13 protein-coding genes are annotated in these 16,131 nt (G+C 67.3%); 3 read left to right on the top strand and 10 right to left on the bottom strand.

Annotated features, from left to right (window positions below; translation table 11 throughout):
- Nucleotides 1–44: 44 nt before the first annotated feature.
- Genes ABD156_RS25685 through ABD156_RS25675 form a run of 3 tightly spaced genes read right to left on the bottom strand, consistent with a single transcriptional unit; the run spans nt 45 to nt 4,097 of the window.
- Nucleotides 45–1,844 (bottom strand): ArnT family glycosyltransferase, encoded by a 1,800-nt coding sequence (locus tag ABD156_RS25685; RefSeq protein ID WP_344278733.1) that lies wholly within the window; start codon nt 1,842–1,844, stop codon nt 45–47.
- A gap of 25 nt (nt 1,845–1,869) precedes the next feature.
- Entirely contained in the window at nt 1,870–3,126 is a 1,257-nt protein-coding gene (locus tag ABD156_RS25680) for a bifunctional glycosyltransferase family 2/GtrA family protein (RefSeq protein WP_344278730.1), read from the bottom strand.
- Entirely contained in the window at nt 3,123–4,097 is a 975-nt protein-coding gene (locus ABD156_RS25675) for a sterol desaturase family protein (protein ID WP_344278728.1), read from the bottom strand. Before ABD156_RS25675 ends, ABD156_RS25680 begins: the two co-directional genes overlap by 4 nt.
- A 384-nt stretch (nt 4,098–4,481) precedes the next feature.
- Between ABD156_RS25675 and ABD156_RS25670 the strand changes: the two genes are divergently transcribed.
- On the top strand, nt 4,482–5,423 hold the full coding sequence (locus tag ABD156_RS25670; protein ID WP_344278725.1) for a sterol desaturase family protein: 942 nt from the start codon (nt 4,482–4,484) through the stop codon (nt 5,421–5,423).
- A gap of 36 nt (nt 5,424–5,459) precedes the next feature.
- Here the strand turns inward: ABD156_RS25670 and ABD156_RS25665 are convergent, their stop codons facing one another.
- On the bottom strand, nt 5,460–6,125 hold the full coding sequence (locus tag ABD156_RS25665; RefSeq protein ID WP_344278722.1) for a response regulator transcription factor: 666 nt from the start codon (nt 6,123–6,125) through the stop codon (nt 5,460–5,462).
- Nucleotides 6,126–6,250: 125 nt separating this feature from the next.
- Entirely contained in the window at nt 6,251–6,871 is a 621-nt protein-coding gene (locus ABD156_RS25660) for a helix-turn-helix transcriptional regulator (RefSeq protein ID WP_344278719.1), read from the bottom strand.
- 170 nt (nt 6,872–7,041) lie between these two features.
- On the opposite strand from ABD156_RS25660, the gene ABD156_RS25655 reads away from it, so the two are divergent.
- Nucleotides 7,042–7,665 (top strand): helix-turn-helix transcriptional regulator, encoded by a 624-nt coding sequence (locus ABD156_RS25655; protein WP_344278717.1) that lies wholly within the window; start codon nt 7,042–7,044, stop codon nt 7,663–7,665.
- Here ABD156_RS25655 and ABD156_RS25650 read toward each other — a convergent pair.
- The 5 genes from ABD156_RS25650 to ABD156_RS25630 all read right to left on the bottom strand — a co-directional run bounded on the left by ABD156_RS25650 (nt 7,658) and on the right by ABD156_RS25630 (nt 14,801).
- Complete coding sequence (locus tag ABD156_RS25650; protein ID WP_344278714.1) at nt 7,658–10,468, bottom strand: AfsR/SARP family transcriptional regulator; 2,811 nt, start codon at nt 10,466–10,468, stop codon at nt 7,658–7,660. The genes ABD156_RS25655 and ABD156_RS25650 overlap by 8 nt on opposite strands.
- A gap of 43 nt (nt 10,469–10,511) precedes the next feature.
- Nucleotides 10,512–12,527: a hypothetical protein gene (locus ABD156_RS25645; protein ID WP_344278712.1), complete on the bottom strand. Its 2,016-nt coding sequence runs from the start codon at nt 12,525–12,527 to the stop codon at nt 10,512–10,514.
- A 143-nt stretch (nt 12,528–12,670) separates the two neighbouring features.
- Nucleotides 12,671–13,471 (bottom strand): hypothetical protein, encoded by an 801-nt coding sequence (locus tag ABD156_RS25640; protein ID WP_344278710.1) that lies wholly within the window; start codon nt 13,469–13,471, stop codon nt 12,671–12,673.
- A gap of 181 nt (nt 13,472–13,652) precedes the next feature.
- Entirely contained in the window at nt 13,653–14,276 is a 624-nt protein-coding gene (locus ABD156_RS25635; RefSeq protein WP_344278707.1) for a helix-turn-helix transcriptional regulator, read from the bottom strand.
- A gap of 87 nt (nt 14,277–14,363) precedes the next feature.
- The gene (locus ABD156_RS25630) at nt 14,364–14,801 is read right to left on the bottom strand and encodes a hypothetical protein (RefSeq protein ID WP_344278704.1); all 438 of its coding nucleotides are present in this window, start codon (nt 14,799–14,801) and stop codon (nt 14,364–14,366) included.
- 519 nt (nt 14,802–15,320) lie between these two features.
- On the opposite strand from ABD156_RS25630, the gene ABD156_RS25625 reads away from it, so the two are divergent.
- Nucleotides 15,321–16,058 (top strand): helix-turn-helix transcriptional regulator, encoded by a 738-nt coding sequence (locus tag ABD156_RS25625; protein WP_344278701.1) that lies wholly within the window; start codon nt 15,321–15,323, stop codon nt 16,056–16,058.
- Nucleotides 16,059–16,131: the final 73 nt, after the last annotated feature.

Raw genomic sequence — 16,131 nt, 5'->3', positions numbered from 1 at the left:
GCGGACGCCAGAGAATCGTGTCGGCCGTGCTTCAATGACGGCGCTCATCGGGGCCTCGTCAGGTCGTAGACGCGGACGCCGTCGATCTCGGTCTCGGTGAAGGTTCGCGTGACCCAGTCAGTGATCTGAGTGCTGTAGCCGGTTCCGCGTGCTTCTCCGGCGACGAAGAAGTGGATACGGTGCGCTCGGGTGAATCGCTGGAAGTCCGGCGGCGCTGGTACGGGGTCAGTGCCGAAGTACCCGCCGATTGTCATGACTGGAGCGTTGATAGCCAACTGGTAGCGTGCTGCGGCCTGTCCGGAAACCGTGGCGACCGCCCAGGAGTAGGCGCTGGAGTTTGTGCTGAGCACGGTGACGAGGTGCGCTCCGAGGCCCTCGGACGAAACCGCTCCGTGGTCCACCGGGCCCGCTGTCGGTTCCTCGCTCGCAGGCAGGGCTGACACGGTGCAGATGCTGTAGGCCACCGGTCCGGTCAGGCCGACGACGATCGCCGCGGCGGCAGCGAAGCGCCCGGGTTTGTACACCATCGCGGCAACCGTGATCAACCCGGCGACCAGCAGCGTGGGGCGCAGCAACGGCAGCCACTCCGGTGTCTGGCCGAGCACGAACAGTGCCTCCGCGACGGTCGTGAACACTGCCCCGACGAGAATCCATCGGGCCTTCAGTTCTCCGCGCCGGTTCCAGCAGAGGACACCGCCGACCCCGACCACAGCGGCCACCGCCGGTGCGAGTTCGGCTGTGTAGACCGCGAGGAAGTGGCCCGGCATGAAGCTGAGGACGATCCCGGTGACTGCTAGCCAGGCACCCCAGAGCAGCACCGATTTGCGCCGCGGGTCGCTGCGCGGCAAGCGCGGCTTGGGCAGCCAAATGAGCGCGCTTAGCAAAAGCACCGCAGCGGGGACGAGCCAGCCGACCTGGCCGCCGAGGACGCTGTCTGTCAACCTGAAGGGGCCGGGTGAATCCGGCGCCCCCGCGGGAGCAGCGCTGCCGCTCACCCGGTTGATGCCGTTCGACCCGAAGACGAGTTCGAGGATGCTGTTGTGCTGGGTTTCCCCGATGTAGGGACGGCTGCCGGCGGGCCACACCGCCACGATCGCGATCCACCATCCTGCCGAGACAGCCATCGCGCCGCCGGCCAGGAGAACATGGCCGATCCTGCGCCGCAGTGAGGCGGGTGCCGCCACGAGGTAGACCAGCACGAATGCTGGCAGGACGAGAAACGCCTGGACGAACTTGGTGAGAAAGGCGAACCCGAGGCAACTGCCGGCGGCCAGCATCCACTGCGCGCTGGCTCGTTCCATTGCTCGAACCACGCAGTACGCGGCAGCCACGAGCAGGAGGACTAGCAGTGCGTCCGGCCGGTTGTACCGGAAGATCAGCGCTGCGACCGGCGTTACCGCCAGAACGCCGCCGGCGACGAGACCCGCCGCCGGCGACGCCCACCTTCGGACCGTGGCGCAGAGCAGCCAAACCGTGGCGACTCCCTCGATTGCCTGGGGCACGAGCATGCTCCAGGTATTGAACCCGAAGATCCGGGCGGAGATCCCCATGACCCACAGTGGCGCGGGAGGGGTGTCGGTAGTGATGAAGGCAGTCTGATCCGTCGCTCCGAAGAAGAACGCTTTCCAGCTCTGCGCGCTCGCTTGGACCCACGACGCGTAGTAGCTGCTTGCCTGGTCTGAGCCGAAATGCCAGGAGTAAAGCACCGCGGTCAAGCCGAGGAGGACGAACAGCAGCCAGCGGGACCGCCTCGAGCCGGTCGGCCTGCTCGCAGTGTCGTTTGATCCGGTCGGCGAAGATGCGGAATCAGCAGCGGAAGCGGTCGGCGGAGGTGCGACGGACATGGGCTCTCTCCTTTGGCGAAGGTGCTCAGGCCGAGCCGCGGCGCGGATGGAAGACCCAGGAGCGGAACAGCAGGAACCGCAGCACAGTGGCGGCCAGGTTCGCGGCCACCAGGACTCCGAGTTCGAGCGGGCGGCCGGCATGAGGCACCGCCAAAGCAAGGCCGCCGAGAGCGCCGGTCGTCAGGAGCAGGCCGATGCCGAACACGATGAGCCCTTCGGCCTGTTGCCGTCCTCGGTTGTGGCGGCCTCTGATCCCGAAGGTGAGCCGCCGGTTCGCCGCGGTGTTGGCGACCGCGGTGGTGAGCAACGCGATCAGGTTGGCGGAGAACGGCCCGACAGCGCCTCGCAGCAGGCCATACAGCAACAGGTAGGCGAGGGTGCTGAGCACGCCGATTCCGCCGAAACGGATGAGCTGCGCCGCCATCCCGCGTGAGGTGCCGGGCACCGCTTCCGCTAACCGGTCCCGCCCTAGCGCTTCCCGCAGTTCGGTCATGGGCAGAGCGCCGGTGAGGAACGCCTTGGTGAGTCGGGCGACGCCCCGCAAGTCCGCGAGCGCGGTCGAGATGATATTCACCCGGCTGTCCGGGTCGTCAACCCAGTCGACCGGGACCTCGTGGATTCTCAGCCCTGCTCGTTCCGCGAGAACGAGCATTTCGGTGTCGAAGAACCAGCCGGTGTCCTGGACGAGCGGCAGCAGCCGCTCGGCGACCTCGCGGCGGATCGCCTTGAAGCCGCATTGGGCGTCGGAGAACTTCGCCGAGAGCGTGCCGCGGAGGATCAGGTTGTAGCACCGCGAGATCACCTCGCGTTTCGGTCCGCGGACAACCCGGGAACTGCGCGAGAGCCGGGACCCGATCGCCAGGTCCGAGTGCCCGGACAGGAGCGGTGCCACCAAAGGCAGCAAAGCCGCGAGGTCGGTGGAGAGGTCAATGTCCATATAGGTCAGAACATCAGCGTCCGAAGTGGACCAGACGGCGCGCAGCGCCCGGCCGCGTCCCTTCTCCGGAAGCCGGATCGCCCGCACGTTCGGCAGCTGCCCGGCGAGCTCGGCGGCCAACTGGTCGGTACCGTCGGTGCTGGCGTTGTCGGCGATCGTGATCCGGAACGTGAACGGGAATTCCTCGGTGAGGTAGGTGTGCAGCCGTCGGAGACTGGGCTCCAGGGCGACGATTTCGTTGTATACCGGAAGGACCACGTCGACGGCGACGGTCGTGGCGCCGGGGGACCGCTGAGCCGGGATGACAGTGTGCTCGCTTGCGGGGGTCAGAATGGGGGATGTCATGGCCGGCCTGCTTTCGAGTAGCGGTCCGCGGCGTTCTTGCGCAGGGGAGAGAGGATTTGCTGCGACCAGGACGGCGGAACATTCTTCAGTTCCTCGGGCTCAATGCCGAATTCGGTGGTGGGCGGAAGGATCGGGGACCGGTAGGTGCCGAAGACCTGGTCCCACAACATGAACGTGGAGGCGTAGTTGCCCGCGGCCGCCGGGTCGACGACGTGGTGCCAGCGGTGCATTTCCGGGGTGTTGACCACCTTGGTGAGCAGGCGTGCGGAATGCACGTCGGCGTTGATGTGCGGGAACATCGAGTGCACGTTGACGATGACCAGGGCCAGCGCGACGACGGGGGTCGGCACGCCGAGGAGAATCACGGGCACGAAGCGGGCGACCAGATGCAAGGCCTCGTTGAGCCAGTGGATGCGCCAGCCCATGAGCCAGTCGACGTTGTCCGGGCTGTGATGGATCCGATGCGAGCGCCAGAAGATGTTGTTGCTGTGGCTGAGCCGGTGCGCCCAGTAATAGGTGAATTCCATGCCGATCAGCACGAGTGCGACCTGCACTGCGGTCGGCAACCCGGTCGCCCAGTAGGCGGTGTCGCCGAGGAGGCTGTGCCGGAGGTTTCCCATCCAGGGCACCACAGTCTGCTGCAGCGCGAGCAGCAGCAGCGGACTGGTCACGAGATAGATGATGTCGGTGACGCGGTTCCGCCAGCGGTTGTGCGCGGCAGGGCGGACGAAGGGCAGGAACCGCTCGGCGAGGATCGCGCTGATTTCCACAACCCCGTAAATCGCGAGGATGCCGAACCAGGAGCCGTGCAATGTCGCGATTACCCCGAGCGTCGGGTAGACGCCGAGGAACAGGTAAGGCAGCGCGCGGCGGACGGCCTCGACGCGTCGCGGGTAGTGCTGGGTGTAGGTCATCGCGGCGGCGACCGCTTCATGACCGGGGTTGAGGGGTGGGGGCGGACTGGAAGGCATCGGGACTCCTTGGGGGGAGGGAGCGGTGGTATCCGATGCGCTGATGGTTGCTTCTGTGATAACGATCTCCCAGGGTCCCCGGGCCCACAATCAGCGCGGTTGTACAGGATCGGCCTGCTGGCAACGAATCCGCCACAAGCGAGCATTCGCGTTCGCCCGGATGATTTCTCGCGGAAGCCGAATCCCTTGGGAACAAAGGAATATTGGCGGAGGGGATGGCGAGGCCAACTGGTTGGCACGGGCCGGCCCGGATTCGCCGGGTAGGTCTGCGGACCCTGGGCGGGTTCGTGTGATCGCCGCAGCATCTGTGCCACTGATGGGGATACGGCCCGGTTCTGACCGGACTGCCCCGCTCGGAGGAAGATCGGACGCGAGGAGACGCCGATGTCATCGACCGGAAGAGCCCGGACCCTCTTGCGGTACGGCCTGCCGTACCTTTTCGTGCTCGTCTTTCCTGCGTTCGGCGTACTGGCCGTCGCCGGCGGTTCGTCGGTCGGCGTCTACGCCGTCTACGCCGCGGTCGCCGGAACCGGGCTGATCGCGGAACGGCTGATCCCGTTCGTATCGGTGCCGCGGGTCCGCTACCGGAGTCAACTGTGGACGGACGTGCTTTACCTGGTCACCAGCCCGGCGCTGTACTACGGCATTCAGCTTCTGTTGCTGCCCGGCATGCAGCACGTCCGGGACCTTCTGCTGGGGCATTGGCGGATCTGGCCCGCGGCCTGGCCGGTCGCGCTCCAGGTCGTCCTCGCGCTGCTCGTCGTCGAGTTCGGCTACTACTGGATCCACCGGCTCAACCACGGCGACAACATCTTCTGGCGCTCGCACCGGGTCCATCACAGCCCGGAGAATCTCGACTGGCTGATGGGCTGGCGCCTGCACTGGCTCGACGAGATCATGCATCACGTGGCTGCTCGATCGGTGCCGCTGATCCTGCTCGGGGTACCCGCACCGGTGGTCGCGGTCGTGATGGTCGTGATCAGTACGCATTCGATGTTCCCGCACCTGAACGCGGATGTCGTGTCCGGTCGGCTGTTCAACCTCCTGGTCGACACCCCGGAGCTGCATCGCTGGCACCACCTGAAGGATCCGAAGCTCGCGCAGGTCAACTTCGGCGGCACGATCGCGGTGTGGGATCTGGTCTTCGGTACCTACCAGCGCCCGGGCGTCACACCGGATGTCTTGCTCGGGATTCCGGCCCGCCATCAGTTGCCGGAGAGCTGGACTTCGCAGATTCTCGCGCCTTGGCGAGGCCCGAAACTCGTCCCCGCGACGTCCGCGACCGATCGTGCGGGGGTCGGCGCGGCGAACCGCGAGGCAGCTTGACCTGGCGGTCGTCCGACGCGCGGAAACGCGGGGGTCTCACTCGCCGGGGCGCAGCCACAAGACGATGGCCTGGGTGCGGGTGTCGACCTGGAGCTTGGCGAAGATCCGGTTGATGTGATTCTTGACCGTTTTCTCCGTGAGGTTGAGACTGGCGGCGATGTCCTGATTGCGCAGCCCCCGGGCGATGTAGGACATCACCTCGGCCTCGCGCCGGGAGAGCAGGCGGCTGGCCGGTGGCATGGCGGTGCTTCGCGGGAGGGCGGAACGGGCGGGCTCAGTTCGTACCGGCGGCGGACGGTCGGCGGCCGCGGCGATGCCTCGCCGGGACGCCGCGACGACTGCGCGCAGGAAGTCCTCGCGGGTGAAGTCGCCGTGGAAGAGGGTGCGGGCCGCGGTCGTCGTCCGGTCGCGTTCCCTTGCCAATGCGACCACGGTCGTCAGCTCGCCGAGCTTCAGCACGATTTCGTCGTGCCGGGGACCCAGCATTTCGAGGTCGACGATCAGCAGGTCTGGTCGTACAGCCAGGACAGTGTCGCGGACCTGGCCGCCGACGCGGACTTCGGCGACCAACGACACGAGCGGGCAGCCGACGAGCATGTGCCGGACGCCGTGCCGCACGATCGTGTTGGACGCGGCGGCAATGACCCGGGCGACTTTCGTCGAGGGGTGTTGCCCGCTCGTGCGGGCTCCTGCGGACGACATGGCCGACCTCCTGCGACCACTGAAACCGACTTGGTCACCGACGGCTACCAGCGATGGTCCGGTTTGCCCCTCCGCCCGGGCTGGTGCTGCCCGAACTCATCTTTCCCGGCACGACGCCGGCGCGGTCAGACGATTCCGGTCCGGACGGCGTAGGCGACCGCATGAGTGCGGTTGCGCAGGTTCAGGCGTTTGAGCATGCGATGGATGAGGTTCTTCACGGTCCGCTCCGAATAGGACAGTGCCTCGGCGATCTCCGCCGTGTCCCAACCGGCAGACAGCATCCGGAGCACGTCGACCTCCCGCGGGGACAGGCCGGCGCGATCGTGGTGCGGGCGCAGCTCTCGCTGGGCGCGGCTCAACTGACGGCGCAGCGCGGTCATTGCGTCGGCAGATCCAAGCGCCGGCCGACTGCCCGCGTCCAGCACAGCCCTCACCAGCTGGCCAGGCTGCGCGGTTGCCCGGGGGAGCACGAACACTATTCCGGTGAGCGCGACCGCCGCGAGGTCTTGCTCGGAGGCATGGTTCACCAGCAAGACCAGTCGTAAGAGGTTCCCAGCGGGACATGCTCTCGCCAGCGAGCCCAGGACGTCGCGGCTCGTCGGCCCGGTTGCCAGCACGAGCACTCCGGTTCCTGGCCCCAGTCTGCTCGGCACCACTTCGAGACGCTCGCTGGTCCGCAACCAGCTGGTCACGCCGCAATGGGTGAGTGGGTCGTCGGCGTGCACTGCGACGCGCAGTCGGTCCACCGTGCCTCCCGCCAGGAGTCTGCTGTCGTTTCTTCGAGTGTCGGCGAGCTGCCTTCATGAAGTCTGCACACCTGTCGAGGACTGCGCGCCATTGAGTTCGCATCAAGAGTTCATGAAGTCGGCGCGCGCAGACTTGGACCTACCAGCTCCGGAGGTGTGAGGAGAGACCGATGGAACGAATACGTGTTGCCGTTCATTCGTCGGACCCGATCACCCACGCCGGGGCCACGAGTTACCTGCGCTCCCGGCCGGAGGTCCATGTTCTGCCCAGCGGCCGGCTTGCCGAGGCGGAAGTGCTGGTGGTGGCGGCGGATGTCGTCACCGCGGAGATCATGGCGATGCTGCGGAGAGCCGTCGCGGATTCGCCGATGCGCACGGTGCTGATCACGAACGAGCTGCCGGAAACGGATCTGCTGACCGCGATCGAATGCGGCGTAGTGGTTGTGCTGTTGCGCTCGGCAGCGAGCGGGGAGCGGCTGATCAGCGCGGTCATGGCGGCTGCTGAGGGACGGGGGATGCTGCCATCGGACCTTCTCGGCACGTTGATGAAGCAGGTGGAGCGGCTCCAGCGGGAGGTCTTGGCGGCGCACGGGCTCAATGCCACCGGGCTTGCCCCGCGCGAGGTGGACGTATTGCGTCTCATGGCCGAAGGCGCTGACACCTCCGAGATCGCGGAGCAGTTGTGCTACTCGGAGCGAACCGTCAAGAACGTGATCTACGCCTTGATGAACCGGCTGAATTTGAAGAACCGGCCGCACGCGGTCGCCTACGCGATGAGAGCGGGCATCATTTGAATGCCGCAAGGCGTGCTCGGATCCGCTCGGCATAGGGGTCATTGGCTTCTGCCAGTATCGCGATCGCTGCTTCCCACCGGGAGCGGGCCTCGTCCAGTTCGCCACGCAGCGCCGCGACCTCGCCGAGGCTTTCCAGCGCCATCCCGGAGCCCCGGCGGTCGCCAGCGGCGCGGCACAGGTCCAAGGACTGCGCGAAGCACGACTTCGCTGCTTCGAAATTCCGCAGCGCGCCGTGTGCGGTGCCAAGGCCGCGCAACGCGAAGCTTTCACCCCACTCGTAATCATGCCGACGGCATTGCACCAGGCTGCGGACGAAGTGGTCGATCGCGTCGTGATGGCGGCCTTCGAGGCTGTAGCACCACCCGAGATTGCCGAGTGCGTTCGCCTGGGCCCATCCGTTGCCGACCTCGCTGAATGTCGCGAGGGCGAATTGTGCGTATTCGAGCGCTGTCCCTGCCTCGCCGCGGTCGCAAAGCACCAACGACAGGTTGTTGGCTGCCCGGGCGAGCCCGGCGGAATCGCGGAGCGTTTGGTAGATCGCCAAAGCCGAGCGCAGGTCTTCTTCGGCTGCTGCCAGTTCGCCGGAATGTTGCAACGGCGTCGCGAGGTCGACCAGCGCCGCGGCCTCCGCACTCGGGTCCTGCAAAGCGCGCGCGGACCGCAGCGCGGTGCTTGCCGCGGCGGACCAGTCAGACCAGTGCGAACGCAGGTGGAAGAACGCCCAGGACGACCGCGCCAGTTCCCAGGCCAACCGGTGCTCGCCAAGCTCGGCGGCGTGGTCGATGACAGCAAGGATGTTGAGCCGTTGGCACTCGCACCAGGCGAGCGCGGCATTCCGGTCGGCGAAGCTGAGCCGACCGCAGTCCTCCTTCGGCTCGGTGAGGCGTATTCGCGGACGGTGCGGGTTCAGCACCGCCGCCGCCGCGTCCATGGTGCGCAGATACCAGGTGATCAGGCGGGTCCGCACGCGGTCGCGGGTCGCCGCTGTCTCCTCCTCACCCGCTCGATCTGCCGCGTACAACCAGACCAGGTCGTGAAACCGGAAGTCGCTCTCGCCGACTCGTTCCAGTAGATGCTCATTTGCCAGCGAATCAAGAAGCCGCCGCGCCGTAGTGACGCTGACGTCGAGCAGCGCGGCGGCAGCTGGCGTACTGAACTGCACTGCGGGATGCAGGCCGAGCAAACGGAAGCTTCGAGCGCGTTCCGGTCCAAGCGCACGATAGGACCAGGAAAACACCGCACGCAACGCGGTCGCGTCGTCATCCCCGCTGTCGAGCACATCGAGCCGGAAGCGCTCGGTAGCCAACTCGTCGACGAGCTGCGCCGGATCGAACAGGGCACGACTGGTGATGCGTTCCGCGGCGACTCGCAGCGCTAGCGGCAGGTCGCCGCACGCGGCGGCGAGCCGGTCCAGGAGCGGATCGGGTTCCGCGCCGAGGACGGTCTGCAGCAGTTCCACCGAATCGTGGCGTTCCAGAGCGGGAACCGAGAGCCGTCGGATTCCGGGAGTGTCCGCCAGCTCGCTCATTCGCCTGCGGGTGGTCATCAGGACCAACGTGCCGCGGAGCGCCGGAAGCACTGGGCAGAGCTGCACCGGGGACGCTGCGTCGTCAAGGAAGATCAGCAGGCGCTTCCCGGAAACCGCCTGGCGAAGCGCCTCTGCCCGCTCCTCGAGGCACACTGGGACGGCTTGCATCTCGACCCGCAGGCCGCGCAGCAGCTGCGCGAGGATTTCGGCGGTCGAGAGCGGGGGCTGCGCCGGATCGTATCCGCGCAGGTGGACGTACATCTGCCCGTCGGGGAAACGCCCCGCCATCTCGGCGGCGAAACGGGTCGCCAGTGCGGTCTTCCCGACGCCGCCGACGCCGTGGAGCACGATCAACGGAGGACTGTCGTCTGGTGCGTCGTCGACCCAGGCTCGCAGCAGGGCGAGCTCTTGGTGCCGCGCAGCGAAGTCGCGGATGCCGCACGGGAGCTGAGCTGGGCGGGGGATCGGAGCCGGCTGGGCTGGATGGCGGGACACGAGCAGCGGAGTCTCGGCGAGGATCCGCGCGTGCGTCTCGCGCAGCTCTTGCCCGGGCTCGACGCCCAGTTCTGCAGCGAGCAGGTGTTGTCCGTCGCGGAAGGAAGCCAGCGCGTCGGCTTGGCGGCCCGCGCGGAACAGCGCGAGCATCAGCAGCGCACGGGCGTGCTCCCGCAGCGGCTGCTCTCTGACGACAACTGCCAGCTCCGCGACGGCTGTCGGGACTTGGCCCAGTTCGAGGAGCAGCTCAGCTCGTTCTTCCGTGGCCAGGAGCCGTTGCTCGGCCAGCCTGACCCGGGATAGCTCCGCGAACGGACCGGGCAGCCCGGCCATGGCTTGTCCCCGCCACAACCCGAGCGCAGCTTCGAGCTGGCTCGACGCTCCGACCAGATCACCATCGGCCTTCCGTGCCTCAGCTTGCGCGCGGTACCGCTCGAAGATCGCCAGGTCGAGCTTGGCCTCGTCGATCCGCAGCACATAGCCACCGTTCTCGCTGGACAGAAGGGACGCCGGTTGACGAGCTGACCGATCCGGCTCGAGCGCCCGGCGCAATCCCGCCACGTATGTGTGCAGGTTGCCCTCCGCGCTGTGCGGCCGCGCGGAACCCCACAAATCGGCGAGTAGCTCCGTACGGGAGACCGGGCGTCCGCAGCGCGCAGCCAAGGCAGCGAACACGGCTTGCTGCATGGGCGGGCCGAGCGTGACCTCTTCGCCGTCGATCCATGCGCGGGGCGGACCCAGGAGTTCCGCGCAGAGCGACTTCGCGAGCCGTCGGGCCACTGGTGAGGCACCTGCTTTCGATCGGTTGTGCACGGTCGCAGGTTCAGCTGTGGGCGGACGCTTCGCCAGCCTGCGGTTCCGCAGCGCCGGGCTGCTGAGCTGCTGTCTGGTTCTCGAACGACTCAGTCGCGGTGTGCGTGGCGTGCTGCTGGAATGCTGGCTGGAGTCGCCGGACCACATGCGACTGTCGCCTGCGGTCGCGTTCGCCGGTCGCGGTGTCACGGCCGAGCGTGGCAGCTGGGAGACCGTCGGCGTCGCCCTGGTCCCACGGCTTGCGATGCTCCTGCAGCCAGGTGTTGCTGCCTTCCTTGGCCTGCTGACCGCCCATGCCGCCCATACCGCCCATCATCGGCGGGATCATGGGCATTCCGCCGCCGGCCGCGCCTGCGGCCCCAGCCTCGCCCGGGATGGCGGCACCGGTCATGCCTGCGGCTCCGGCCGTGCTCGGCATGCCGGTGCCGGCTGCGCCCGCGGCGTCCGTTCCGCCGGTCCCGAGGGAGTTTGCGCCGTTGCCCGAGCCGACGCCCAGGTCTGTACCGGTGCCGGCCGGGGCGGTTCCGCCGATCGGGAGGCCGTCTGCACCCAGTTGGGCGCCTGTTCCGCTGGTGCCGATCCCGGGCAGGCCTCCTGCACTGCCCAGACCTGCGCCGTCCGTGCCGGGGGCCGAGATTCCGCCACCGCCGCCAGTGCTCAGGCCCGGCGGCGAGCCGATGCCGACCTGGGGAACCGAGATCGGGTTTCCGGCACCGTCGGTGCCGATCGAGGAGAGGGGTGAACTGTCCGGATTCAGCGCCGGAACGCCGGCGTTTCCGGGCTGGAGTTCGGTGACGCCGGTGCCGGGTGTGCCGTCGAGACCCGGAGGCTGGCCGACATCAAGCTGTGGCACCTTGATCTGCGGTGCGGAGGTGGTGCCGGCGCCCCGGTCGGCTTGCTTCCCCGCGGACGGCGGGAGACCGCCCATCGGCAGGCCGCCGATGCCCGGGGCACCGCCCCCTGGCGCGCCAGCGGTGCCGTTGACCCCGGGTGGGGAACCGAGATCGAGCTGCGGAATTTGCGGCTGGGGGCCGCCGAGCCCGGCGGGACTGGTCGACGGCGAATTCGCCAGACCCGGTGTGCCGGTGCCGAGTGCGGGGGGCGATCCGACATCGACGTTCGGCGCGGTGACAGCGGCGCCGCTGGGATTCGGCACCGAGATCGGGTTGCCGTTGGCGTCGGTGAGGCTGGGAAGATTCGGCGTGTCTTTGAGGTTGGGGAAGAGGTTGTCCAACTGCTTCTGCAGCCCGGAAGTGTCCAGCGACGGCGAGTCCGGTCCGTTGAGGCCGAGAGTTGACGACGGGCTGGCAGCGAAGTCCGACGATGGCGGCGGGTTGCCCATCAAACCTCGGTCCGTGCCGAAGGAGTTGTTGGTCGCGGTGGCGATCTGGAGGAAGTATTTGGTCATCGCCTGGGCCAGCACGGGTGTTTCGCTGATGTGAACGACGGTGCCGCTGCCGTCGGAGCTGTAGACGCCGGCACCGGCGGCCTCGGCAGCCTGGGCGAACGCGTGGTCAACGCTTTCGATGGCTTGCTGTGCCCACAGCAGGGTGTTGCCGACGTGATAGAGCAAATTCTGCATGCTTTGACCGCCGGGCGGGGCGACGATCGCGTTGTACTGTGCGAGGAGCATGTTGCTCGCGGAGTTGATCACGTCGCCATAGGATTGCGCGCCAGGTCCCTGCCAGCTCTCGAACAATCTGTTGGTCTGCGTGACCATCGCGTCGCGCAGGTAGCTGAGCGTGTCAGCCAGCGTGGCGAAGTCGTCGCCCAGGTCGAAGGCCGTCTGCGGTTGTGCCCAGCCGCCGCCGTTTTTCGACAGGTAGGCCTGCGCTGTGCCGGTGTCCATATCGGTATAGCCGACAATGGCCTTCTTGATGACGTGCCAGTCATTCCATGCAGGTCCCAGACCGGTCGGCCCTTCGGAGTTCGCGCCGGTCGGGACCGTGGTGTTCTCGGTGGCCGCCTTGGTGTCGTCGAGGTGCTTGACCTTCGGCGCGTGCGGAAGGGGGTTCTGGTCGGACATGGTCGGTCCGTCTCGTGCGGGGCCCGTCTCGCGGGCGCGTGATGGCTGCCGATGGTGTGCCTGGACGTGGTTCCGGAGTCTGGGCGGACGTGCGCGGCGGCGTGGCCCGGATGCTGGCCGACGCAGCCGCGGACGCGCCCTGGTCAGTTCTTCTTCGCGGCATCCGGTCCGGGCGGGGCTGGCGCGGTCGTGTTATTGGCCGGAGCGCTGCCGGTGGTGCCGTTGTTGGGCGTGGTGGGGGAGGTGCCGCTTGCACCGCTATCGGGCTTGTTGAGAGTGGGCGCGCCGGTCCCGGTGCCGCCGTTGGTGAATTGACCCATGTCGCTGACGAGCTTCGAGACGTACTGGGCCTTGTCCTTGGTGAGCTCGGCAGTGCTGTCGTATGTCTTCGCGGCGCTGCGGAGGTCCTGGACTAGCTTTTGCAGCCCGGTCTTGGAGTTCTGCAAGGTCGTGGCGTACAGATCTTTGAGCTTCGCGACGTCGGACTGGAGGTTCTGCGCTTCGGGCAGGCCGCCGATGTAGAGATTCTGGTTGGCCAGCTTGGTCTGGATCGACTCGACGTAGGGCAGCAGCTCCGATTCGATCTTGTCCGCCCATGCCTTCAGCTGGTTGGGGTCGACCTTGACGAAGCCGTCGCCCGAGGCGGGATCGACGGTGCCGGCGACACCGTCCACGTTGAACTTGCGGGCGAAGTCGATGTCCGCGTCGAGATTGGGATCCGGATTGTGGTAGTCCGGGGTTCCGATGTCGACCTTCGACAGGTCCATGTGGCCGGTGACCGACGTCGTGCTGTGAACGCTGATGCTGTTGTCGCCGAACAGCGCTTTCCAGTTGTCGACATTGTGCCCATTTACGCTCAGGCCGTTGCCGGGCAGCTTGACATCGACAGTGTCGGTCGGTGCGGTGAATTCCGGGGTGAACCCCGGATCGCTCTCGTCGGACAAGGCGGCACCTCCTGCGTGCTCGGTGGGTTGAGAAGAGCCCGGCAACCGTCTGGTCGATGGTCATCGGTCGCGCGTCCAATGGAAGCGGTTTTCCAGAACACCGAGGCGGGCGCGCGGCACATTCTGCACCGGTATCCGAATATTGGTTCCCTCGCACGCTCTCGGCAGCGTGCACCGTGACTCAGAGCACTCCGGAGCGCATCGCGAACGCGACGGCGTGGGTGCGGTTCTTCAGCCCGAGCCGGCTCATCAGACCCTGCACAATATTCTTGACCGTGCGCTCGGAGTAGGCCAACTGGTGGGCGATTTCGGCGGTGTCAAGGCCGTCGGCGAGCAGGCGCAGCAGGTCCCGCTCCCGCGGGGCTAGCGGTGTGCAGCCGAGCCCTCGGGGGCGGAGGAGACCGCGCTGCACCCGTTCCAGCTGGCCAGTAAGCCGAGCGGTCCGTTCGGCCGGGTCCGGCGTCGGAGTGCGGAGCGCGGACATCACGGCCGCGAGCAACTGATTCGTCGTGACGACGGACCGCGGCAGGACGGAGACCACACCGCAGCGCGCCGCCAGGCGCAGGTCAGCGTCGGTGAGTTCGTTGGTCAACAGCACTACGCGGGCCGATGACGCAGCGGCGATCCGATCAAGCGCCGCGCAGACATCGGCGGTGATCGACTCGGCTGCGACCAGCGCAGCCTGTGCATCGCCGACCCCATGCAGGGGTACAGCGTGCAGCTCGGGACGGGCTCGGAGCACGCTCGCCAACCCCGGCACAGTCAACGGATCAGTCGACCAGATGGCGACGGTCAGGCAGTCCATGGCTCCTCCAGCGGCAGACGCGGTCTTCATGGAATCCGGTGGGCATCGTGACTGGCCACGGCTGCTCCGACACTCAGGACGGTGGGGTCAAGCGGCATGGTCGCCGGTCGTGAGCACGACTCGGACAGAGGAAACCACCGCTTGCCACGGGGCGAGCATCCGGCCGGGCCGGGGAGGCCGGACCCACCACACGTCGCTGCTCGAGCTACCGGCCATCGGGAGAGCGAGCGCCGAGCCGGGGCGGGGAAGAGTGACGTGCGCGTGTTCGAGGTCTGCGAGCGTCGAGCGGCGCACTGGTGTCGCGGGCGTGGTCAGGAAAACCATCGAATCCGGCGCGACCCGATAACTCAGGACTGGTCCGGCGAGCATGTGCACCTCGAGATGTGCGAGCACCTCGCCGCTCAGGGACGGGTCCAGCACGATAGCGTCGACCGTGCTTCCGGTTCGCACCAGCACGCTCTTGCCGACGCTGTCATGGCTGACCGGCCATCCGCACGCGCGATAGTGCTGAAGGGCGGCGCTCATGTCGCGTGGGACCGACTCGGACTCTGACTTGAGATTTCTGAGCGTACTGGTCATGGCCGTCGGCTTTCGTGTGGATGCCGAGTATTCCGGTGCCCGGCTTATCGGAACCAGTGAACGTCGGAACCAGCCGGAAACGAGTTTCAGGACGCGGTGCCTGCCCTGGAAGCAGGGCGGGGACTGCCCGAACGTCATGGGAACGTGCTGGGAGCGCGAAGGAGCGGAAACGGGAAGACCCGCCCTTTGAATCGCCTTGAGGACGGTGATCCGCCTGCCGGGGGCGGCATCCGGCGCGGTTAGGTGGTTCTCGGGAGACAGCGGTGGGGCATGCAGCGGCGGAAAGCGGTACCGCGCGCGCGAGAAGGGCGATTCAGCTGATCAACTTGGCCGTTTAGGGCAGAGAGAGGGCGAAATTGGTACCCGGGCTGAGAGCGTCCGGCAACTTGTCTGCGGCTGCTTGATTCGATCTGGCCAGTTTTCGAGCCCGACTCTCCGCCGATCGAACCAGGGAGGGTGGTCACCATGCCGGACAGCTTCGCCGCGGTCGCGGGCCGCGCCGTGATCGCAAGTTCGGATGTCGTCGTCCGGCAAGGAATCCGGGCGATCCTGATGGAATGGCTGCCTGCCGCGGCAGTCACTGAGGCGAACTCGGTCTGGGCTGCGGCCAAAGCCGCCGTGGACATCCGGCCGGCCGTTCTGTTGCTGGACGTGGGGGACCGGCTGGCCGATGTGTTGTCGGTCTTGCCCGGTCTTGCCTGCCGGACAGTCGTCGTAGCGGTGGTGCGGCGCGGCGACGAGCGGCACACACCCATTCTGGCGCGGCGCGGTGCGGCGAAAGTGTTCCGTTTCGATGACCTGGTCGAGGAGGACCTGGTCGGTGCTGTTCGCGCGGCAGGCTTCCCTCCTTCGGCTGCGAGGGCGACAGTCGTCCGGCTGCCTGTTCAACAGGCGCGCAGACACCCGGTCGCCGAGGCTGCGGGGCAGTCGGGCGAACGAGTAGTCCGGCTTTTCGCCGGGCCGCAGGGCAGCGAAGCCGCTGATCTCGCGCAGCTGTCCCCCCGGGAGATCGAGGTGCTCCGCCAAATGGCCCTCGGTCTGCGCAATCGTGACGTCGCACAAGTGCTGTGGATGAGCGAAAAAACGGTGAAGAACCACATCAACCGGATCTTCGCCAAGCTTCACGTCGACACCAGAGCGCAGGCAATTCTCCGCTGGCTGGCCAGCTGTCCTCGCATCGAGGAACATCAACCGACCGGCTGACGCGTCTGGAACTGGCGTCGCCTCCCAATTTTCGTCGCCGGCCCAGGGTGTTTCGCGCAACTGATGGCAGTGC

Origin of the sequence: Amycolatopsis albidoflavus, from assembly GCF_039525725.1 — a bacterium.
GTDB classification, from domain to species: Bacteria; Actinomycetota; Actinomycetes; order Mycobacteriales; family Pseudonocardiaceae; genus Amycolatopsis; species Amycolatopsis albidoflava.
Note: the sequence above shows the minus strand (reverse complement) of the source record. Positions and strands in the feature narration are given on the sequence as shown.